This is a genomic window from Fibrobacter sp. UWR4 (assembly GCF_003149045.1).
Classification (GTDB): Bacteria; Fibrobacterota; Fibrobacteria; order Fibrobacterales; family Fibrobacteraceae; genus Fibrobacter.
Map to the genome: position 1 here is coordinate 22,164 of NZ_QGDU01000019.1, position 22,355 is coordinate 44,518.

Annotated in this window: 20 protein-coding genes; 8 read left to right on the forward strand and 12 right to left on the reverse strand. The window is 48.5% G+C overall.

The features are described from left to right. Positions 1-167 precede the first annotated feature (167 nt). The gene (locus BGX12_RS09130; protein WP_109735767.1) at positions 168-2,639 is read left to right on the forward strand and encodes a glycogen/starch/alpha-glucan phosphorylase; all 2,472 of its coding nucleotides are present in this window, start codon (positions 168-170) and stop codon (positions 2,637-2,639) included. A 175-nt stretch (positions 2,640-2,814) separates the two neighbouring features. After that, entirely contained in the window at positions 2,815-3,915 is a 1,101-nt protein-coding gene (locus BGX12_RS09135; RefSeq protein WP_109735768.1) for a diguanylate cyclase domain-containing protein, read from the forward strand. 76 nt (positions 3,916-3,991) lie between these two features. Here the strand turns inward: BGX12_RS09135 and BGX12_RS09140 are convergent, their stop codons facing one another. From BGX12_RS09140 to BGX12_RS09150, 3 genes are all read right to left on the reverse strand, one after another. Next, entirely contained in the window at positions 3,992-5,515 is a 1,524-nt protein-coding gene (locus BGX12_RS09140; protein WP_109735769.1) for an FISUMP domain-containing protein, read from the reverse strand. Next, the gene (locus tag BGX12_RS09145; protein ID WP_109735770.1) at positions 5,505-6,353 is read right to left on the reverse strand and encodes a TIGR02147 family protein; all 849 of its coding nucleotides are present in this window, start codon (positions 6,351-6,353) and stop codon (positions 5,505-5,507) included. The genes BGX12_RS09140 and BGX12_RS09145 overlap by 11 nt, the downstream gene beginning before the upstream one ends. 77 nt (positions 6,354-6,430) lie before the next feature. Continuing rightward, the gene (locus BGX12_RS09150) at positions 6,431-7,345 is read right to left on the reverse strand and encodes a Gfo/Idh/MocA family protein (protein WP_109735771.1); all 915 of its coding nucleotides are present in this window, start codon (positions 7,343-7,345) and stop codon (positions 6,431-6,433) included. A gap of 94 nt (positions 7,346-7,439) precedes the next feature. On the opposite strand from BGX12_RS09150, the gene BGX12_RS09155 reads away from it, so the two are divergent. Both BGX12_RS09155 and ybaK read left to right on the forward strand, forming a co-directional pair. Then, positions 7,440-8,552 carry a GGDEF domain-containing protein gene (locus BGX12_RS09155; protein ID WP_158278215.1) on the forward strand — a complete coding sequence of 371 codons (1,113 nt, stop codon included), beginning with the start codon at positions 7,440-7,442 and terminating at the stop codon, positions 8,550-8,552. Between the two features lie 52 nt (positions 8,553-8,604). Beyond that, positions 8,605-9,105, forward strand: a complete 501-nt coding sequence (gene ybaK, locus BGX12_RS09160) for a Cys-tRNA(Pro) deacylase (protein ID WP_109735773.1) — start codon at positions 8,605-8,607, stop codon at positions 9,103-9,105. A 78-nt stretch (positions 9,106-9,183) separates the two neighbouring features. On the opposite strand, the gene BGX12_RS09165 is transcribed toward ybaK, so the two are convergent. Then, a complete protein-coding gene (locus BGX12_RS09165) occupies positions 9,184-10,149 on the reverse strand; it encodes a glycoside hydrolase family 11 protein (RefSeq protein WP_109735774.1) in 966 nt (321 codons plus the stop codon). Positions 10,150-10,245: 96 nt separating this feature from the next. Continuing rightward, positions 10,246-11,577 (reverse strand): MATE family efflux transporter, encoded by a 1,332-nt coding sequence (locus tag BGX12_RS09170; protein ID WP_109735814.1) that lies wholly within the window; start codon positions 11,575-11,577, stop codon positions 10,246-10,248. Between the two features lie 46 nt (positions 11,578-11,623). Between BGX12_RS09170 and BGX12_RS09175 the strand changes: the two genes are divergently transcribed. The 3 genes from BGX12_RS09175 to BGX12_RS09185 all read left to right on the forward strand — a co-directional run bounded on the left by BGX12_RS09175 (position 11,624) and on the right by BGX12_RS09185 (position 14,085). Next, positions 11,624-12,640, forward strand: coding sequence for a glycoside hydrolase family 16 protein (locus tag BGX12_RS09175; protein ID WP_233246339.1), 1,017 nt, complete (start codon positions 11,624-11,626; stop codon positions 12,638-12,640). A 19-nt stretch (positions 12,641-12,659) separates the two neighbouring features. Next, positions 12,660-13,199 carry a nitroreductase gene (locus tag BGX12_RS09180; protein ID WP_109735816.1) on the forward strand — a complete coding sequence of 180 codons (540 nt, stop codon included), beginning with the start codon at positions 12,660-12,662 and terminating at the stop codon, positions 13,197-13,199. A gap of 130 nt (positions 13,200-13,329) precedes the next feature. Continuing rightward, positions 13,330-14,085 carry a plasmid pRiA4b ORF-3 family protein gene (locus tag BGX12_RS09185; RefSeq protein WP_109735775.1) on the forward strand — a complete coding sequence of 252 codons (756 nt, stop codon included), beginning with the start codon at positions 13,330-13,332 and terminating at the stop codon, positions 14,083-14,085. A 36-nt stretch (positions 14,086-14,121) separates the two neighbouring features. Here the strand turns inward: BGX12_RS09185 and BGX12_RS09190 are convergent, their stop codons facing one another. The 6 genes from BGX12_RS09190 to BGX12_RS09210 all read right to left on the reverse strand — a co-directional run bounded on the left by BGX12_RS09190 (position 14,122) and on the right by BGX12_RS09210 (position 17,093). Beyond that, the gene (locus BGX12_RS09190; RefSeq protein ID WP_109735776.1) at positions 14,122-15,123 is read right to left on the reverse strand and encodes an acyltransferase family protein; all 1,002 of its coding nucleotides are present in this window, start codon (positions 15,121-15,123) and stop codon (positions 14,122-14,124) included. Between the two features lie 404 nt (positions 15,124-15,527). Then, on the reverse strand, positions 15,528-15,680 hold the full coding sequence (locus tag BGX12_RS15525; RefSeq protein ID WP_158278216.1) for a hypothetical protein: 153 nt from the start codon (positions 15,678-15,680) through the stop codon (positions 15,528-15,530). Continuing rightward, complete coding sequence (locus tag BGX12_RS09195; RefSeq protein WP_109735777.1) at positions 15,677-16,096, reverse strand: putative toxin-antitoxin system toxin component, PIN family; 420 nt, start codon at positions 16,094-16,096, stop codon at positions 15,677-15,679. The genes BGX12_RS15525 and BGX12_RS09195 overlap by 4 nt, the downstream gene beginning before the upstream one ends. Before the next feature lie 12 nt (positions 16,097-16,108). Then, the gene (locus BGX12_RS09200; RefSeq protein ID WP_109735778.1) at positions 16,109-16,402 is read right to left on the reverse strand and encodes a type II toxin-antitoxin system RelB/DinJ family antitoxin; all 294 of its coding nucleotides are present in this window, start codon (positions 16,400-16,402) and stop codon (positions 16,109-16,111) included. Positions 16,403-16,554: 152 nt separating this feature from the next. Further along, entirely contained in the window at positions 16,555-16,833 is a 279-nt protein-coding gene (locus BGX12_RS09205) for a type II toxin-antitoxin system YafQ family toxin (RefSeq protein ID WP_109735779.1), read from the reverse strand. Next, the gene (locus BGX12_RS09210) at positions 16,833-17,093 is read right to left on the reverse strand and encodes a type II toxin-antitoxin system RelB/DinJ family antitoxin (RefSeq protein WP_109735780.1); all 261 of its coding nucleotides are present in this window, start codon (positions 17,091-17,093) and stop codon (positions 16,833-16,835) included. The genes BGX12_RS09205 and BGX12_RS09210 overlap by 1 nt, the downstream gene beginning before the upstream one ends. A gap of 415 nt (positions 17,094-17,508) precedes the next feature. On the opposite strand from BGX12_RS09210, the gene thrS reads away from it, so the two are divergent. Continuing rightward, on the forward strand, positions 17,509-19,446 hold the full coding sequence (thrS, locus tag BGX12_RS09215; RefSeq protein ID WP_109735781.1) for a threonine--tRNA ligase: 1,938 nt from the start codon (positions 17,509-17,511) through the stop codon (positions 19,444-19,446). 128 nt (positions 19,447-19,574) lie between these two features. Here thrS and BGX12_RS09220 read toward each other — a convergent pair whose 3' ends face one another. Continuing rightward, the gene (locus tag BGX12_RS09220; protein ID WP_109735782.1) at positions 19,575-22,313 is read right to left on the reverse strand and encodes a transporter substrate-binding domain-containing protein; all 2,739 of its coding nucleotides are present in this window, start codon (positions 22,311-22,313) and stop codon (positions 19,575-19,577) included. Between the last annotated feature and the right edge of the window lie 42 nt (positions 22,314-22,355).

The window sequence follows — 22,355 nt, forward strand, 5'->3', positions numbered from 1 at the left end:
CCCGTAAAATTTGCCAAACATGTAAAGGGATTATTCTTTCATTGTGATATTTTCAACAATTTTTCCTGTTGGCACCCTATTTGCGTAAGTTTTTTGCCATATTTTCAGTAAAAATTTCTAAACTTTAACCCGAAAGAAAATTTAAACCCCAACCCATAGGAAATCTTATGGCAAAGACCACAAAGAAAACTGCAGCTCCGGTGCTCGGTACTGACGCAGAAGCCTTCCGCAAGGCATTTACCGACCACATCAACCACACTCTCGCCCGTAGCATGGACACCGTAACCGACCACGAAAAGTTCCTGGCCGTAGCTTACGCTGTTCGCGACCGTCTGGTGGACCGCTGGATCAAGACTCAGGAAACTTATTACGAAAAGGACGTGAAGCGCGTCTATTACCTGTCCCTGGAATTCCTCATCGGCCGTACCCTCGGTAACTCCGTCCTGAACCTGGATGTTGAAGGTGCAGTGACCGAAGCTCTGGACGAAGTAGGCATGACTCTCGACGAACTTCGCGAACAGGAAGTGGATGCAGGTCTCGGTAACGGTGGTCTCGGCCGCTTGGCAGCTTGCTTCCTCGACTCCATGGCTACCCTGGAACTCCCGGCAATGGGTATGGGTATCCGTTACGAATACGGTATGTTCAGCCAGAAGATCGTGAATGGCGAACAGGAAGAACAGCCGGATAACTGGCTCCGTCTCCCCAACCCGTGGGAAATCGCTCGCCCGGCAAACTCCATCAAGGTTCCCTTCTACGGCTACGTCGTAAGCTGGACCGACGAAAAGGGCAAGCTCCGCAACCGTTGGGAAACCAAGGACTACGTCCTCGCTCTCCCCTACGATACTCCGATTCCGGGTTACAAGAACAACACCGTGAACAACCTGCGCCTCTGGAGCGCCAAGTCCACTGACGACTTCGGCCTTTCCTACTTCAACAACGGTGACTACATCGCCGCCGTGCAGGACATGGAACTTTCCGAAACCATTTCCAAGGTTCTGTATCCCAACGACTCTTCCATGAACGGTAAGGAACTGCGCCTGAAGCAGCAGTACTTCCTCTGCTCCGCATCCCTGCAGGACATCATCAACCGTTTCAAGAAGACTCACGGCAATGACTGGAAGGTCTTCTCCGACAAGGTCGCCATCCAGCTGAACGACACCCATCCGGCAATCTCCATCGCCGAAATGATGCGCATCCTCCTGGACGAAGAAAACCTGGAATGGGATGAAGCATGGGAAATCGTCACCAAGACTTTCGCATACACCAACCACACCTTGATGCCGGAAGCTCTGGAAAAGTGGCCTGTTAGCCTCTTCGAAAAGCTCCTCCCCCGTCATCTCCAGATCATCTTCGAAATCAACGCTCGCTTCCTCCGTATGGTCAGCATGAAGTGGCCTGGCGACAATGCACGTCTCGGCCGCATGAGCCTCATTGAAGAAGGTGGCTGCAAGATGATCCGCATGGCATACCTCTCCATCGTAGGTTCCTACGCTGTGAACGGTGTGGCAGCGCTCCACTCCGACCTTCTGAAGACCACCCTGTTCAAGGACTTCTACGAACTGTGGCCTGAAAAGTTCAACAACAAGACCAACGGTGTTACTCCTCGTCGCTGGGTCCGCAAGGCTAACCCGGCTATGTCCGAACTCATCAACTCCAAGATCGGCGAAAGCTGGGTCAAGGATCTGGATGATCTCCGTCAGCTGGAAAAGTTCGCCAAGGATGCCAAGTTCCAGAAGGCATTCATGGACGTGAAGAAGCAGAACAAGGAACGTCTGGCCAAGTACCTGAAGGAAACTCAGGGCGTCGAACTGGATACCAACATGTTCTTCGACGTTCAGGTCAAGCGTATTCACGAATACAAGCGCCAGCTCCTGAACATCCTCCACGCCATTCACCTGTACATCCAGATCAAGGATGGCAAGGAAATCATGCCGCGTACCATCATGATTGGTGGTAAGTCCGCTCCTGGTTACTGGATGGCAAAGCAGATCATCCGTCTTGCTAACGCAGTTGCAGAAATCATCGACGCCGATCCTGCATGTAAGGGCAAGCTGAAGATGGTCTTCCTGGAAAACTACCGCGTTTCCTTCGCAGAAAAGATCATTCCGGCAGCAGACCTGTCCGAACAGATCTCCACTGCAGGTACCGAAGCTTCTGGTACCGGCAACATGAAGTTCGCCCTCAACGGCGCTCTCACCATCGGTACTCTCGATGGCGCTAACGTCGAAATGAAGGAAGAAGTGGGTGACGAAAACATCTTCATCTTCGGTCTCACCGTTGAAGAAGTTACCGACCTTCTCGCCAAGGGCTACCGTCCTCGCGACTTCTACGAACAGGATGACGATCTCCGCCGCGTGATCGACCTGATCGGTTCTGGCTTCTTCAGCCCGGATCGTCCGGACCTGTTCAAGCACATCGCCGACAAGCTCCTGACCCACGATCCGTACATGCTCTGCGCAGACTTCCGTAGCTACGTCGACATGCAGAAGACCGTTGCTGAAGCTTACCAGGACAAGAAGCACTGGGCTGAAATGGCTATCCTGAACGTGGCTCGCATGGGCAAGTTCAGCTCTGACCGTACCATCGACCAGTACGCTAAGGAAATCTGGAACGCTAAGGCTTGCAGCATCAAGCTGTAAGAAACCGTCCGTGCTAAGGGCAGGTTAGACCTGCGTCAAGCACTCATAAGAGCCTGCGACAATTAAGTCGTAGGCTCTCTTTTTGTAAACTAGCGTATACACACAAATTATTTTTTACGTTTTTCACCCCAAAAACGAACTTTTCGTTTTATAGCGAATTAGCTATTTTTTCTATATGAAGTTGAAATACCTAAAAGATTCCGACTACCAGGCAAACGTATTTATCCTGAGAGGTGTCGCAGCCGCAAATATCGTTTACGGCATCGCCTGGATCCTGAATCTTCTGAACGTCTACTTCATCGACGGCAGCATCATGAACACAGGTGTCGCCATCTCCACCTTCATTTTCGCATTGATGTTCTGCACCGCCAAGGTGATGGGCATGGACAATTCCCGCACCAAGTACGTCATGATCGCCTTCTCCGTTGCGTTCATTTCTTCCGTAAACATCATGCTGACTTACCACTCCCTTCTGGCATCCACCTTGCCGCTGATTCTTTCCGTACAGTATCGTAAGAAGAAGCTCCTGTGGTATACCTGCGGACTAGTCATGTTGGGCCAGGCGGCAACCGTCTACGGTGGGTACTATTTCGGGCTTTGCAACGCCAACTGGATTCTTTACACATCCTACTCCAGCGAAACGTTCCTGCAGATGATTTCCGAGGGCAAGTCTATTCTTGCTGATCCAGGAATTCCCCATTGGCTTGCACAATTCCTCTATTACATCCTTCCCCAATGGATGATCTTAGGATGCTTCGTTCCCGCCCTGTCTATTCTTTCCGCCCAGATCGAAGCCCGTTCCCAGCGAGACCTTGTAAAGCACCGCCAGGAAAGCCTGGATTACATGACAGGTCTAGGCAACAGAACCCTCTACAACAACATGCTGAAGGATTATTTCCCCTTCGTAAAGCAGATGGCGGTCATCATGTGGGACATCCGAAACCTGCGCAAGATTTCCGAAGAAGAAGGTCCCGAAGCTGGCGACGCCCTGGTCGCCATGATGGCAGATTCCATCAAGCCATTCCGAAGCGAACGCGTCCGTCCCTTCCGCATAGCCGGGAACAAGTTCGCCATGCTTCTGAAGGGTTACAACCTGGACAACTGTACAAGAATTATCGATCAGTGGCGTCAGAATGTGGAAAAACTTAATAACACCTCCAAAGTCAAGCTCTGCGCCGCTATTGGCTACGCACAATCCAGTGGAGCGGACTGTGACCTTGCAGTCGCCCAAGCGGAAAAAATGCTCCAGGATTACAAATCCGTATCGGACCACTAGTATTTTTAAAGAACTTCAAAACAAAAAGATGACGATTTAAAATCGTCATCTTTTTTCGTTTCATCAGACGCAATGATTATTCGTCCTTGGCAGCATCCTGGACGCAACGCACTGAAATTGCAGACGAATGCAAGGCATTATCCATCCAGGTGGAATCTGCATCATTTAGGCCTATTACGAAAGAAGCATTCAGCACTCTACCCAAGGAGTCCGTAATATCATCGGATGTACGGAAGAATGCGGTATGGCCTTCACCACCATAACGGTAGACGCCTGCTGGCATGGCGGAGAAACCAAATTCATCCTTGTCACCCGCCACGCCTGGATATTTATTCACGTTCCACGCACCGCGGGCACGAAGCTTGGATGCAGCAACCTTTTCACCGCCAACGGCATCAATCAGGACATACCATTCTTCACGGCTGGGAACATGCCACCCGTCAGGACAAGAAACATACTTGTAATAATAGTAGGCGCCATAAAGGTCGCAATACTTCGGATCATCATCATAGCAGATTCGGCTAGACGCTCCATCCGTGGAGACAAAACGAAGGTTTTCGGCAAACCAGGTCTGTTCCCCGATGGTCGTCGTGCGGTAAGTATAGCCATCGCGTTCATCCGTAAAGGATCCGTACTTTATCTCGGGATTGGCAAAGGTAATCTTCCAAGCACCATCCGTACAGACAAAGCGGGCATTGCGGCGACCGCTAAGTTCGTTTTCGTTGACAGCAATTTTACCTTCAGTCTTCTCGGAACATTCCCCAAGACTGTATATCATCTCCACAAAGCTGCTGATGTACTTCTCAAATCCAGGAACTTCCATTCCGGACAATTTTTCAACATTCTTGCGGACCTGGGCCTGATCCAGATACACGGAAACGAAATCTGCCATCTGGGCTTCCTTCTCGTGATTTTCTATGACTCCATCCTCGATGTCCGAAGAGAAATCAGCCAGCAGTTCAGCAAAATCCGCATCGCTATTTCCCACCAAGGTAAGGGCGGATATAGCAAGTAACATGGCATCCTTTTCTGAAGGTCCAAAAATATCCAGGTTTTCAAACTCCACGTTTTCATCGCCGAAGAAGAATGAATTGGCCAGTTCCTTCTGGGCCTTCTTCTTTGCATCCGAAACGCTCATCTTCTCGTTGGCCACCAGGTAGACAACACGGTCGTATTCCAGCTGGGTCATCATGTTGATGTTCACCTGGTCGCGTTCAGACAAGTCCTCGATCGCATTGAGAGAAATCTGGCTATTAGACTTCATTCCAGTAACTTCGTTGTAGAAATACCCGGTACATTCCAGGATTGCATACTGGGAAGCTAGAGATACATTGCTCAGCTTGAAAGCGCCATTCTTATCGGTCCTTCCGAAGAAAGCCTTACCTGTCTGTGCAAGACTTTCACCTTCCAGCTCGTAGACAATCACCTTGGATCCAGTAACGAAAGGCCCCTTCTGGGCTACACCGGAAATGGAAGTTTTTGAAATTGCATTGCCACCCTCGGTAGCACCACCTGCTGTACAATCCTTATCGGAACAGCCAGCCAATAGGGCAGCAGCAATAGCGGACAGCACCAAGCCTCTACATACCCTATTTTTCATCAGGGTTTCCCTTGGTGGAAATCTTATGGCTAAAAGGGAACAAATTCAGCTGGAGGCAGTAAACTCGGTCCATATCTTCAGTTTCTGTAACAATGTGAAGAATTTCCTGGCGGAATTCGACGATTTTCTGGACCAGCGTTTCGTACTGTTCAGACGTAATTCCGACAACCAAGTCGGAAGAGTTACGTTCATTCACAGGAACATTATCAAGAGCGTCAATAGCAAGTTTGCCTAACTGCTTATGGAAACTGCGAAGCGCCACACTGGACAGATCCTTATTACCAGAAGACAAAACCTTGTCTGTCTGGGAATAGCTTCCATCTTCATTCTTTCGAAGCATACCTGTTGCAGTAAGGAACTTCAGGGCGCGTCCCACCTCGGCAGCGGAAATTTCGGGAAGAACCTGACGAGCGATATTGGAAGTCTTTGCGTTTGCAGGAGCCTTGGCTGCCAGTTCCCTAACCACAGCGTTCTGCCAGTTGGAGAAATAGTCCAGGGGATCATCCCTCAATACTCGGGCCTTGCAGCTCTTGGAAAGCTTTTCAAGGTTCTTCAAGGACTTGTCCTTATCTGTCACAGTCTTAGCCTGGTCCAGCAGAACCAATTCCTTAAAATAGGCTGTTTCGGATGGTGTAAGCTTCATCGCCTTTGCCACCTGATGGATCCCCGCATTGCTCAAGTTAGCCTTACCCTGGCAAACAAGCTTCAGATACCCCGAAGAAGCAAATCCTGCCAATTCCGAAAAACCACGCCACGTTAGCATTCCACGGCTTTTATGTTCATCATAAAAGTCCTGAATAATACTTCTATAGTCTTGGTAATCAGCAACAGGCTTCATGGCTACTCCAATTGTACATTATCACAAACACTGCGTTAAATATAACACATTGCAAAACACTACAAAGGAAGATTCGCTCAAATGTTTCTTAATAAAACAACACTTTGAGCTGCATTCATCAAAGCACGACGGGCCCAATCCTTGCAGGCTCCTGCCAATAGCTTCAAAAAGAAACGATGTTCGTTATCCAGGGAATCCGGAATGTGTTCAACGGTCCCCGCGGACGTGTAACGGGCTAGACTTACGGAATAGTCAAAACTGGACATGTTCCCATTACGTCCAAAGGAAACAGAAATCTGGCGGACATCCCGATTGCTGTTTCGGTCCCCATGGAATTCCGCGACCACACCAGCAAATTCACCGGAAACAATCTTCACCAGTCGGCGGGCGTAGTCCTCATTCCCCGAGGAATCCACCACCTTCACGTCCTTGGCGTCAAAAAGATTCAGGAACAGGCTTATATCATGGACCAGCAGATCCAAGGTCACATCCACATCGCGGCAACGTTGGCAGTAGCCATGCTCCCGACGGAACTCCAGTTTAACATCCAGAGGGGCTGCACAACCGGCAGCACGAGAAGCAGCCACGGCTTTCGCCAGATCCAGCCGAAGGTGCTTTCTGAAATTCAGGAACAGCGGGTTGTAACATTCGGACTGGGCAACAAACAAGAGCGTATCGTTGGCCTCGGACAAGTCCACCAGTTCCATCGCCTCACGGGCCGTTACCGCCAGAGGTTTCTCCAAAAGCACAGGAATCCTGCGTTCCAGGAAAAAACGGGCGTACTTGTAGTGCGTCACCGCAGGAGAGGCAATTACCACAAAATCAGGGGGTTCCTGCTGCAAAAACTTGCAACTTTCATCAGAACCCAGCCATTTTTCTGCATCCAGATCCAGGACCTTGGAAAAAAAGACCCCGCAGGATTCAAAACGTGCCCGATGGCGCGCACCCATGGTGCCGTTTCCGATCAAAATCGCAGTCTTTCTGTTCTTCATAAAAACCTGGCAATATCCCGAGTTGCAATATAGAAATTTTCCATTTTTTGCAAAATCGGCAAACATCCTTCAAATTTTATGTTATTTTAGTTACATGCAAAATTACCAGAAAGATTCAGATTACGAAGGCAACAAGTTTACCCTTAAGGCGATTCGTTACTCCTGTGCTATATTCGGCATTATCTGGATCCTGAACCTTCTGGGAATATTCATCGTCGACGACACCATCATGAACATCGGCTTCTTCGGAAGCATCCTGCTCTGCGCGTCGACTTTCGCGGTGTGCAAACTCACCGGGCTCTCCAATCCCAAGACCAAATACCTGGTCCTGCTGTTTGCCACCCTCAATTACAATTTCATATGCATGATGCTAACCTATCATGCCATGCTGGTAACGGTTCTACCCCTTGTTTTCGCCGTGCAGTACCGTAACCACAAAATCATCCGCTACACGTACATCATTACGGCAGCCAGTTACATCGCCAGTGTCTATGGCGGATACTACTTCGGCTTGTGCAATGCGAACATGCTGTTGTTCACGGCACACCCCACGGACTTCTACCTGGAACAAGTTGTAGACGGCATCCTGGTCCCTAACGATCCCGGCATGCCCGCCGCACTTGCAATTTTCATTTTCTTTGTGGTGCCCCAGTGGTTTATCCTTATGGCATTCCTGCCTATCCTGTTCCACATCAGCAAGCAAATCGAAATTCGAGCCCAGAACGAAGTCTACGGCAAGCGCCAGGCCGAAACCGACTTTATGACAGGTCTTGGCAACAGCACCCTTTACCAGTCCATGCTTAGGGATTACTACCCCACCATCAAGAATCTGGCAATCATTATCTGGGACATCAACGACCTGCGCCTCATCAACGAGCAGCAAGGCTACGAAACCGGGGACATCCTCATCGCCATGGCAGCAGACTCCATCAAGCCGTTGGAAGCTCCCAACCAAAAGATCTACCGCATTGCTGGCGACGAATTTGTGCTGGTGATTGAAAATCCCTCCGACGGAGCAATCAACAAGGCCTTGCTCAAGTGGAACAATAAACTGGAAGAACTGAACCGCTCCTCCATTACCAAGCTTTCCGCCATGGTCGGTTATTCCCAGGGCAACGGCAGGGACATCGACTTCCTGGTGAAGGACGCCTACCGCATGATGACCAACCTGAAGGATACGGCCCGCATGAAGGCCATCCCCAAGTAAAAAGCCAGATAGCTATATTTGCGAGGCGCAAATACAACAGCCCGGTATTTTTATGGACATCAAGAAGACTAACGTCGCCCGCATTCTGGACAAGCAGAAAATTTCCTACGAATTGATTCCCTATGTCGTTGACGAAAACGACCTGGGGGCACAGCACGTAGCCGACTCCCTGGGAGAAGACATCAACCAGGTTTTCAAGACCATTCTTGTTCACGGAGACAAGATCGGCTACCTCATGTGCGTAGTGCCGGGAAATCTGGAAGTGGACCTGAAGGGAGCCGCAAAAGTCAGCGGAAATAAGAAAATCGAAACCGTCCCCCTGAAGGATCTGACACATCTCACCGGCTACATCCGCGGCGGTTGCAGCCCTCTTGGTCTCAAGAAGAACTTTCCCATCTTCATGCACGAAACCTGCAACAACTTCCCCTACATTTACGTGAGCGCAGGGGAACGTGGTCTCCAGCTGAAGATCGCTCCCGCTGATTTGATCAAGGCATGCCGCGCCACCGTAGGCTCCATCGCCAGGATCCCGCCGGAAGCCCCTCAGGACTAACGTTTTTTCAACGCACATTTATAACGACAAAAGCCTCTCCCGAAGGAGAGGCTTTTTCATAATCACAGAACGAAAGGATTACTTCACTGTAACGCTCTTGGTAATGCCGCCCTGCTTAACCAGGTAAACGCCTGCATGGAAACGGGCCTTGAGAACGTCGTTCAAGGAACTTACCTTTCCAGCATCAAAGGAACTGAGGAACTTGCCCTGGGCGTCGAACACGTACATTGCACGTTCGCTAGTAGACTGCAAACGGACATTCTGGATAGCATCAACATTGGAACCTTCGATGTAGACCTTTGCATAGGGGAAATCGTATTCGCCCTTGGCGTTTGCACCGCTAGTGCTACCAGCTTCGCCAAGAATCTTGGCTTCGTGCATCTTACCCATCTTCATGCCCAGTTCTTCCCACTTCTTGAAGTGAGCAGAAATATCGATGGTACCGCAATCGCGCTTGGTGGTACGTACGCTAAAATACTGCTTAAAGTAGGTGTTATCGCCATCGATGGAATAGGAGGTGCGGTCGCCTTCGTACACCGTATACTTGGCACCGTCAATTTCAAAGACGCCATGCTTCTTAGCAGAAGAACCCTGAGCAACCCAGTCACCCGGCATCCATTCACTACCGGTATTGTCAACGATATACCATTCTACCAGAGGTTCGCGAGTCCAACCGTAAATGCCGATGTAGGAATAGTCAATACCAGTAAGGCCCTTCTTCACCAGTTTAAAGTCAGCCTTCATGTGGCCAATTTCTTCGTGAGTCTTGTCGCTGTCAAAGGAGAGACCGGAACGGCACAGATAATCCTTGGCGCCAGTCATCTGGCAGTTGAAGGATCCATCGTCATAGAACGTAGCAGAACCGCCGTTGCCACCTTCGTTCCAGAGTTCGTAACCGATACCGTTATCGAAGGAACCTACGACATTCCTGGAGGTTTCAACGCTTTCACCGCTATGGGTTGCTGTGCTGCAGAAATCCTGGGCGAGGGAACTTGTGGCCAGAGCGCACACTGCGGCCATGCCAAATTTGAAAATATTCTTCATAAACACACCTTTTACCTTTGGGTTCTCCTAAATTTACAACAATGAAAAAACTTTGAAATGACTCTACCGCATTTTCACCGTATTTCAGGAGGATTTTTACAAATAGCCGTAGGTATTTTTCTTGCGGACTATGAAAATCATCGCCATCACCAGGGTAGCAATTTCTGCGCCCCAGATGGCAAACCAGATTCCGTTAATACCAAACAGGAACGGAAGTAGAAGCACCGAGGCCAGTTCAAAAATAATGGAGCGGCTCGTAGAAATAGTAGCGGAAATCAGCCCGTTATTGAGAGCCGTAAAAAGGGACGACGCAAAAATATTAAAGCCCGATAGAAGGAAACAGAAGCTCACGATGCGGAAGGCATACACGGTCATGTGGTAAAGTTCTGCATCGTAGCCCACAAATATTTTTGAAAGTAATGGCGCAGAAAGTTCCGCCAGGCCAAACATGGCAACACCGGAAACACCTACAACAACAAAGCATCGTTTGAACAAATTCTTCAGTTCTTCCCTATTGCGCGCTCCAAAATGGTAGGAAATTACAGGCGCAATACCATTGCTATAACCGATAAATAAAGCGAAGAAAATGAAAGTGATGTACATGATGACACTGAAAGCGGCCACCCCATTTTCGCCGGCATAGCGCAGCAGCTGATAATCGTAAAGCAAGGTCACTATGGAAGAAGAAACTCCCGAAAGCAATTCGGAACTTCCATTGAAACTGGCTTTGACTAAGGCGTGGGGCATCCAGCGAGTTTTCCCAAGGCGAAGGGTACTGGAATTCTTGCGGGCAAAATAAACCAGAGGGACAACGCCACCAATCAAGAAACCAACATCGGTAGCAACGGCGGCACCAAGCAATCCCATTCCAAGAATTCCAACAAGGAGCCAATCCAGAATCATATTGGCAACGCCCGCACCCACAGTCACGTAAAAACAAAGGTTCGGTTTTTCCGCAGTGATAAACAAGGTCTGGAACATCATCTGCATAATGAAGGGAACCAGTCCAATGAGCACAACGTGCCCGTACAAAATGCAATCAACAAGGAGGCCACCATCGGCGCCAAGCAACCTCATGACGGGAGCCAGCAGAAACCAGGTGGCAACGGTGAGTAAAACGCCTAAGGCAATAGCCGCATAAACGATCAGGGAGAAATATTCGTTGGCCCGTTTGATGCGACCGCGACCTTGGGCAGCTGCAATCAAGGCGCTTCCACCAATACCGAACATCAGGCCCAGCGTCCCCAAAATCATGATGACAGGCCAGGCCATATTTACGGCAGCCAGCGCCTGGGTTCCTGCATAATTGGAGACAAAGAAACCATCCACCACACTATAGACAGAAGTGAACACCATCGCCGCAATAGAGGGCAGCGTAAAGCGCAAAAGTCTGGAGTAGTTAAAATGATCGGAAAGCTGGATTTGCATAGGGCAGAAATATAGTATATTAAAAGGCATTGAAACCGGAGTGGGCATGTTCAAGAAAATCGGAATTTCATTTATTGGTATTGCTGTTGCAGGCGCAATGTTTGCCGCATGTTCTTCTAACGAGAATAGCGCAGGCCCTGTGGAAATTCCCGAAAGTTCCTCCGACGTAGCCGTTGCACAATCCAGTTCCAGCGAGGGATTGCCCGACAGTTCTTCTAGTGTCATTCCTCCGGCTAGCTCAGGACAAGCAATAAACGAAAGCGAAGAATCTAGCAGTAGCGTCGTAGAAATTTTGAGTAGTTCTAGTGTCATTCCCAACGACCCCAACATCCTCTGGTCCGACGAATTCGAAGGCACCGCCCTCGACCTTTCCAAGTGGAGTTACGAAACAGGCGCCACCGGCTGGGGCAATAACGAACTGCAGTTCTACACCGACCGCACCGACAACGCCTACGTTGCAGACGGCGTTCTGCACATTGCAGCGAAAAAGGAACTGATGGAACGGGCCCCCTACACTTCCGCCCGCCTCATCACCAAGGGCAAATTTGATTTCACTTACGGCACCGTAGAAGCCCGCATCGCTCTTCCCGTGGGCAAGGGAATCTGGCCCGCCTTCTGGATGCTAGGCACAAACATCGATAACGCCATCTGGCCTCTCTGCGGAGAAATCGACATCATCGAAGCTGTGAACGACGAAAACGTTGTCTACGGCACACACCACTGGTCCCACGAGGGACAGCATGCGGAATACGGCAACAGCACCAAGGAATACTACGGCACCTCCTACCCCATGGACATCCGCGAATTCCACAACTACAAAATGACCTGGGATGAAAACGCCATCACCATGTATGTAGATGATTTCCTGTACCAAAAAATCGACATCACCCTAGAGAAGGATGCCGCCGGCAACAACATCGCAAGTGACATGGAAACCTTCCACAAGCCTTTCTTCTTTATCTTGAACGTTGCCGTAGGCGGAACCTGGCCCGGCTTTGATATCGACGATGCCCAGTTCCCCAACGAAATGCTGGTGGACTACATCCGAGTTTATAAAAATTAAGAGGTAACTTATGACCATCATGAATGAAACGTTGAAGACTTTGGAAACCCGCCGTAGCTGCCGCAAGTTCAAGCCGGACATGGTTAGCGACGAAGAACTGGAAGCCATTATCCGTGCAGGCACTTTCGCCCCCTCCGGAAAGAACCAGCAGTCTTCCATCATCATTGCCGTTACCAACAAGGAACTCCGCGACCAGATTGCAGAAGAAAACCGCAAGATCGGCGGCTGGTCCGAAGGATTCGACCCCTTCTACGGCGCCCCCGTCATTCTGATTGTCATCGCCGACAAGGACGCCAACAACGCCAGCGGCACCTACATCAATGACGGAAGCCTCGTAATGGGCAACCTGATGAACGCCGCCGCAAGCCTGGGCATTGGCAGTGTCTGGATTCACCGCGCCCGCCAGGAATTCGAAAGCGAATTCGGCAAGAAGATTCTGGAACGCCTAGGCATCCAGGGCAACTACGAAGGCATCGGTCATGTAGCCCTCGGCTACCGCCAAACCGAAGTTCCCAAGGCACTCCCCCGTAAAGAGAACTACGTGTATTACATCCGCTAGTAGCCGGGAGCTAAATGCTCTCGTTTCCAAACTTCTGGATCTTCGCGGCGAATACGATTTCCTTTGCGAGAAATAGTAGAGCGAAACGAATGATTATATTAAGGCTTACAACTATTTACAAACAGGTTTTATGGCGATTTATCAATTCGTAACGGAACTAAAGAATTTCAAGCCTCGCATGTGGAGGCGCTTTGTAGCTTCAAGCGACATGAAGCTTTCCCACTTCGCATACGCAGTCATGCATATGTATGGCTGCCAATACGAACATCTATTTTCTTTAGCAGTTGAAAAAGAAAAAAGCGAAATAAAATCAGTCCGAGAAAACAACATTATCGATGTAAAAGACCTGTTCAAAAGACACAAGAGTCAGAAGAACGCCCACGAAGCTTTGAACATGATGTTCAATACCGATTATCTTTCCATGCTCAGCAAGGAAACCTATTACGAGCTTCCTAACGAGGATCTTTCTCGGGAATCCGAAGACATCCGAAAGTTCAAGGTCTCTGACGTTTTCAAGAAAGTCAAGGACAAGGCCCGACTGGATTATGACTTCGGCGATGGTTGGGAATTCAAGATTGTACTGGAGAAAATTCTTGATGAAGACGCCTACGTAAAGGAAGACCTTCCCCTTGTACTGAAGGGAAAAATTAGAGGAATCATTGAAGATTGCGGTGGGCCATGGGCCCTGCAGGATCTCGTAGAGAAATATCCCAAAACCAACGAAGCTACCGTAGACCTTAGCAAAGTCTATCTAAGTGAAGATGAACTAGATTGGTTCGGCGAAGATTTAGAAGACATCCTGGATTTCGATGTTGACGAGGTAAACGGAGGAATCCTTGATGCCATCGAAAGCCAAGAGGACTACTACGAATCCCAGCTGGAGTAACTGAATCATCTACATCATCCGCAAAAATTTTAGCGCTTATCCTATTTGAAAAATCTGTTGCCTAACGGGTTTTATCTTCAGCAGCAACAAGGTAAAGGCAAATGCAATCAGCATTCTCGCGCTCACTTGGAACAAAGTAAAATGAGCTAGCGGAATATGATTTAACAACGCAAAAGCCTTCCAGTTTGATAGTGCGTATTCTACTGAGTGAACACAGTAAACCACCAAACTGTAGCGGCCCCAGAAATTCAATGTTCGCCAAAAGAACGAACCATTGTTCATGTTCTTCACCACGACATGCAAAAGGGCGACAGCTCCAGCGGCACCGGCCATATCCAAAATGTACCCAAGGCCAAAACCGACGCTAACCATGCACACATAAGACTCAGTCAAGCAATAAAACCACACCATCAAAAGAAACGGAAAACATCGCGATAAATTCCTTTGTTCAAAGAAATCGTACTTGCGCATCAAATATCCAACATAAACAAAGCCTGAAGCCCCAAATGATTGAAAGATGCAATAAGGTGCCGGAATTTCACGACTCAAAAATATTCCGACAAAAGCAAGACTAAAAACTATCGCAAGCTGCAAGTTCTGCGACTTCACATAACGCAAAAGGCTTACCACTATAATGCGCGACCAGAACAGGGCAAGGATAAACCAAAGTACACCAACGTGACCGAAATCGTCAAAGACAAAATCAGAGCGAAGTCCAAGAAGGTATGCAATGATTGTATTCTTGGTATGAGATCCATCGGCGTAGGTATAATGTTCTAAATCTTCGATCAAGGCGCCAAGACAAATAAACACTGCAGTAAAACAGTAAGGAACCAAAAGCCTCTTGCTACTCAGCTTCACCTCTTCTAGCACAGGTCGAGACTTTAAAAAGTAACCCGACACAAAGAAGAATAAAGGCATGTGGAATGACGAAATGAAGTGCCCCCAGGAGCCAGGCAATTCACAGTGACCAATCACCATTGATATGATGGCGATACCCTTTAACACGTCAAATGTGCTATCACGACTAGAGCTCATTTTTTACCCATACGAAAAGGCGTGGAATCGAAAGCACTTGCCGTAATCGAGGTCCTAGACAAAACCTAATGCAAAGCAAGCACAAACGACCCACGCCCAATCGGGCGTGAGTTTCGCTATACTCTCTTGCATACTGAAATTGTCTAGGTTTCGATTACAAGAATAGAGCAAATACTCTTAAAACGGGCGCACCATACCTTTCGGCATAGCGCTATGTCTTTACAAGTATAGATTTTTTCGTATTTTGAAATATTGAATTTCGCCAAAAGTCATTAAAAAGTAGAGTTTCGGCGAAAAACAGATGTACTTTTCGCCAAAAGTCATTAAAATGCAGAGTTTTGGCGAAAATCATATCATTTTCAAAGTGGATTCGCCTACAATTTCAAAAATTCCCAGTTAGGCTGCTATCCCCAAATTTTTGAAATCTTTTTGATATTAGGCTGTTCCTGAGATTTCTTATTCAAAATTTTGGAAACGCTATCGTCAGTTACATCTTTATCATTACACCATTTTTCAACTTCTTCTAGAACCGAGTTCTGTTGTGCATTCTTTTTCACAGGTACTCCTTTGCAAGAATTTCTAAAAATTCCCGAGGTGTTACGGCGAACGGAACTCCAGGAAAATGTTTGGTATTCCCCGTTACAAGCGACGCATCCTTGTCACGGCAAGCAAGAGCAACATCATAGAACACAATGTCTTTTGGATCCGGAAGTACAACACCACTTTGGGGCGCGTCAACGTTTATGCCACATTTCAGAAATTCCTGAATCAAGGTGTTTCGTTTTTCCTCATCCAAATTAAACTTCGGTCGGGAAAGTACTTCTTGATACTCGCGGACAATCGTTTCGTTGAATAAAGGAACGAAAAGTCCATCAAGAGCAAATTCTACAACTTTAGAAGGAATTGAAATTTCAGGATTTTTGGATAAGGCCGCAGAAACAATCACATTGGTATCAATGACTGCATACACCATGGGCGAACACCTCTACTTACCAGATCGATAAGCTGTAATTTCTGCCTCAATATCCTCTTCACTCATTCCTGCAACTCCGTTAGCTTCGGCTTGAGCCTGCAAGGCTCGCAAGGCAGCAATGCCCCTATTTGCGGAATAGGCAGCGCGGGGTTCACGGACTTCGAATGGGATAGCCTTTTCAGCCACAGCTCGCTTTAAGAAAACGCGGATTGCAGTGGGAAGGTCCATTCCCATCTTGTCAAAAAGATCGGCAGCCTCGTTCTTGAGGTCTTCATCCATACGAATCTGTAGCACAGTAGTTGCCATAAACGCCTCGCATCACAAGTTCAATACATTACAAAAATATGCAAGGCGAGCGAAGCACCCAAATGTGAACATTTGGGTATTTCCGAGCCGAAGCAATTTTATCAAAATATAATACAAACCATTACACAAGGCAAGGTTTGTATTTAACCTATTCACTTTCCAAATAGGTCCGAATGAGAGCCGGTCGCGGTGGCGGAGAGTACCAACTGATTCTCAATGATTTGGTACATCAGAAGCCAATCTGGTTCTATATGGCATTCGCGAAAATCCTTTAAGGAACCTGTCAACTGATGGTCGCGATTTGACTCTGGTAGAGCTTCGCCAGCGGCCAATTTATTCAGCACAGCCACCAACTTGCTCATATCCTTGCCACGCTTTTTCATCAGTTTGGCGTCATGTTTCATGCGGTTCGTATAGACGATGCTGTACACTAATCCTCCAGCATCGACGCGACGGCCTCCTCGGCGGTTGCGTACGGTCCATGAAGATTTTCACCATTTCGACTATCGGCAACAGCTCGTTCCAAGGAAAGGTCCGGCTTGTGGCGGACCTCAAACGGAATACCGTTGTACTCCACGGCAAACTTCAAGAAAACGCGGATAGCGGTAGACGTATCCATTCCCAGGGACTGGAAAAGCTTATCGGATTTCTCCTTCAATTCGTCATCCACACGTAATTGCAAAGTAGCCATAGAAGTATCCTTTATTTTCGTTCTACGGCCTAAAATTACATTATTCGTCATTGCAAATCAATCCTTTGTCATCACAATTTATTACGCAACAAACAAAAAAGCCGTATTTTCATAAGGAGAGCATGAGCCTCGATATAAGAAATACGGCTTGTTACAGATTTAATCCCGTAACCATTGTCTGTCGATGAACAAAATACAAATATTAACTCGTAAAAAACGTTTTTTCCTCACCCTTTTCTCTCGTCTTTCGTCTATTTTCCATCTGGCACTCTCCGAGTGCATTTAGCTCGGCTCGGCCATGTCAAATGAGTAAACTCATTTGCCACGACGCTCTCCAAATTCTATGTTTGGCCTCACCGCTAGATGTCGTATTTCTAGGGAACCGGGCAAGAACTGCCCAAAAAAGGAAATTATCATGTCTCAAATCAACCTCACCATGCCCGATGGCAGCGTACGTACCGTTGAATCTGGCACCACCGGCCTCGAAGTAGCAAAGAGCATTTCTGAAGGACTCGCACGCAAGGCTCTCGGCGTAAAGCTGGGCGACAAGGTCCTGGACCTCTCCCGCCCCCTGACCGAAGACGGCGCTTTCAAGATCATCACTCCGAACAATGACGATCCGGATTGCTTGATGCTGCTCCGCCACTCCTGCAGCCACGTGATGGCAGAAGCTATCTGCGACCTCTTCCCGGGCACCAAGCTGGCTTACGGGCCCGCAGTCGAAAAGGGTTTCTACTACGATTTGATGACACCGACCCCGCTTCAGCAGTCCGATTTCGAAAAGATCGAAAAGCGCATGAAGGAAATCATCAAGGAAGACCGCCCCTTCACTCGCGTGGTTGTTTCCGGTGAAGAAGGCCTAAAGCGCACCGCTGGCGACAAGTACAAGACCGACAACGCCGAACGCGCTCTGGCTCGCGAAGGCGCCGACGGCACCCTGAGTTTCTATGCAAACGGCGAACCGGGCAAGAACTGGGAAGACCTCTGTGCAGGTCCTCACGTTCCCAGCACTGGCAAGCTGAAGTCCTTCAAGTTGCTCTCCCTCGCAGGTGCATACTGGCACGGCGACCAGAACAGCGACCAGCTGACCCGCGTGTACGGCACCTGCTTTGCCGACAAGGAAGGTCTGGAAACTTATTTGAAGTTCCTTGAAGAAGCTGAAAAGCGCGATCACCGCCGCATCGGTAAGGAAATGGATCTGTACCACATCGAAGACCATTCTCCTGGCATGGTGTTCTGGCACCCCAACGGCACCAAGATGGTGAACGCCCTCAAGGACTACATCCGTGGTAAGATCGACCGTCGCGGTTACCTGGAAGTGATTACTCCGGAAATCGTGAACAAGACTTTGTGGATCAAGTCCGGCCACGCCGACAAGTACAACGAAAACATGTTCAAGACCATGGCTGGCGACGTTGAAATGGCAGTGAAGCCCATGAACTGTCCCTGCCACATTCAGATCTTCAACACCGGCCTCCGTAGCTGGCGTGATCTCCCCATGCGTCTTGCTGAATTCGGTAAGTGCCACCGTTACGAACCTGCCGGTACCATGCACGGTTTGATGCGTGTCCGCGGCTTCGTTCAGGATGACGCTCACATCTTCTGTACCGAAGAACAGATCGCTTCCGAAGTGGCTGACTTCTGCGCTCTCGTGAAGGAAATCTATCACGACTTCGGTTTCGATTCCATCGTGGTGAAGTTCTCTACCCGTCCGGAACGCCGCGTGGGTTCTGACGAACTTTGGGACAAGGCTGAAGCCGCTCTCGAAGAAGCTACAAAGCTTGCTGGCCTCGACTACATCTTGAACCCGGGCGAAGGCGCCTTCTACGGCCCGAAGCTTGAATTCACCCTGAAGGATTCCCTCGGCCGTGATTGGCAGTGCGGTACCATCCAGGTGGACTTCAACCTGCCCCAGCGCCTTGGTGCTGAATATGTGGGTAAGGACAACCAGAAGCACATCCCCGTTATGCTGCACCGCGCAGCCGTGGGTTCCATCGAACGATTCCTCGGTATTCTTATTGAAGAATTCATGGGCGATTTCCCGCTGTGGCTCGCTCCGGTCCAGGCACGCGTCCTCCCCATTTCCGAAAAGTTCGCTGAATACGCCCACAAGGTGGAACGCGAACTGGTGAACGCCGGCGTCCGCTGCGACATCGACGAATCCAACGAAAAGCTTGGCTACAAGTTCCGTCAGTGCGAACTCCAGAAGATCCCGTACAAGATCATCGTTGGCGAGAAGGAAATGAACGAAGGACTTGTCTCTATCAACAAGAGAAAGGAAGGTGATAAGGGCTCTATGACCGTCGCCGACTTCCTCAAAATGACCGCAGACGACCGCAAGGTTGTTCGCTAATAACCATACGTCATGCCGACGAAAGTCGGCATCAGCAGATTCTAACTTGCGTCAGAATGACGTATAGAAAAAGGCAGACTCGAAAGAGCCTGCCTTTTTTACGTTTATTCTAAATACAAATTTAGACCCTAACGTTTCTTTGTCAAACGCACCATGGTTTCAAGTACAGCACGAACATCCATCGGCTTGGCCAAATGATCATTCATGCCAGCGTCAAGACAAGCCTGTGCATCCTCTGCAAAGGCATTAGCGGTCATCGCCACGATAGGCACGGTCTTCGCATCAGCACGCCCCAACTTACGGATTCTGCGGGTAGCTTCAAGGCCATCCATCCTCGGCATCTGCATATCCATCAGAATAAACTGATAGTATCCTTCCGGCATTCTTGAAAACTTATCCACAGCCTCCACGCCATTTTCAGCACGTTCAACAATCATACCAAAATCAGCAAGAAGCTCATCGGCGATTTCGTAATTCAAGTCATTGTCTTCAGCAACAAGAACCCTCAAATTTTCGACAGTCTTTACGTCCAGAGGTTCCTCGGTTTCGTCAGTTTCCGCCGCTCCATTGACAATTTCCACAGGGATAGAAACAATAAAGGTCGTCCCCGCATTCAAGCGGCTTTCAACTTCAATTTTTCCCTTCATCTGGTCCACCAACTGCTTTACAATTGCAAGACCAAGACCTGTCCCCTGAATCTTATTCACACGGGTGTCAATTCCCCGCGAGAATTCGGTATACATGACCTTCATCAATTCTTCACTCATGCCGATACCAGTATCGCTTACGCGTGTATTCAGGCTCACCTTTCCCTCAGAAAGTTTTTCCTGCCATACAAAGAAATTTACTCGGCCACCGACAGGGGTATACTTAATCGCATTGGAAAGAAGGTTTCCAAGAATCTGGCTCAGACGAAGTCCATCCACCTTCACATAGGGATACAGGATTTGTCCCTTCTCGAAGGAATAGTCCACCGGTTTTGTATCCAAAAGCCCCCTTACGGAAAGGTCAATGGAATCCAGAAGGGTGTAAAGGTTTTCCTCTTCAGGGCGGACCTGCAACTTGCCAGCCTCAATTGCGGAAATATCCAGGACATCGTTAATCAATTTTTGCAGGTGGACGGATTCCACGCTGATCTTTTCCAGACAATCAAGAATCTTGCCGGGTGTCTGCCCCCTGCGTTGTGCGATTTCCGTCATTCCCACAATAATGTTCATGGGCGTGCGGATATCATGAGACATTCTAGACAAGAAATCAGACTTTGCCTTTTGTGCGGCGACTGCGGCCCGTTCCATCTTGACGCTTTTCAGCAGGAGAACGACAGCCACCACAATAACCAGGAGCAAAATTCCTATAGATAAGAAGGCGTGATCCTGCAAAATATTTGCAAAGGAAACTTTTGAATCCGTCATGGAATTTGCAAACACATAAGATTCAATGGACGCATCGGAAACAAAACTTTTCGCCTTGTTAATAATGGAAAGAAGAGGCGAATTCTCTCGATTCATCACAAAGGCAACATCCATGCTCACGCCGGTAGCGACAGCAGACAAACCATGATTCAGGAAGGTTCTATAGTGCCGACTCATTCGATGACTATTGATCAGGAAAACATCCGCACGTTTATCCCGAACTGCCTTTAGGCATTCATCCACATTATTAAACGGCACGACCTTCCAATGAGGGAAACGATCCTTCAGAAGTTCACCATAGCTGATATTCCCCTGGTTGAAAGCAACCCTTACGGAATCCTTGATCGTGAACTTGTCGTAATCCGCTTGACGGAGCACCGCAAACATTTCTGCGTCAAGGATTTTGTTGGAAATCAACAGATTCTGTTTCTCAATTTCATACAAGCTCATGGTCAAGGGGAATACACAATCAAGCTTCCCCTGCTTCAGGTCATTGACAGCTTCTCCGATATCCGAATACGGAACCGTTTCGAACCATACATTTGCATCACGGAAACAATCTCTCACATTCGTAAGGAAATCGCCCAGGACACCATTCGCACGGCCGGTCTTGGGATCCGTAGCGGAATAGGGCAAGAAATTTTCCTTATAGCCCACTCTAATCCGCTCGTGTTTTTCGAGCCATTTCTTTTCGGAATCGCTCAGGAATGTCATGGAATTCGCGTTACTAAAATACCGCTCATAAAGTTGTTGCAGGTAGTAACGATTTTCTGCCGAAATAATATCCATTGCGGAATCAAGGCTGAACAACAAATCCGGGCGTTTCTTGTTCACGGCAAAGTAAGTCTTGGAAAAACCAATCTTCTTTATGGGAACAATTTTGTACAGGCGCCCCAAGGATTCCATTCCCACAAAGACATCAAAGGCACCATGATTCAGCAATTCCGCATTGAGGCTTTCGCTAACGATGGATTCCTGAATCTTGATTTCCAAATTATTTTTCGACGCCCAGTTTTCCAGAATGCTTTTCTGAACACTGCCCTTATTTACGGCGAACTTTCGTCCCGGAGAGGAAAGGAACTTGTCCGGAGAGGAAAGCAAGCGGCCTTCACGCACAAAAGCATGGTACTCTTCCTCCCCCATAGGCAAGGCGGAGTAAAGAATCTTGTCCACGCGGTCTTCCGTATAGGACACATCCGCAAGAAGATCGATTTCGCCATCCAGAAGCATATTGAACAAGTTGGGCCAGGAATCTTCCACATACTCATAGGTCCAGCCTGTATAGGCCGCAATCTTCTGCTGGAATTCATATCCGTAGCCGGATCGGCGCTCCCTGTTCTTGACATTATACGGACCATCAAACCATCCCACGCGAACAACCTGGGATTCCTCCGCTGCAAAGGCAGAAACGACATAAAAGGCCAAAAAGGCCACAAAACACAACAATCTCTTCATTCCGTAAATAAATATAAGCAAACGTTGTACAAAACGTTTGCT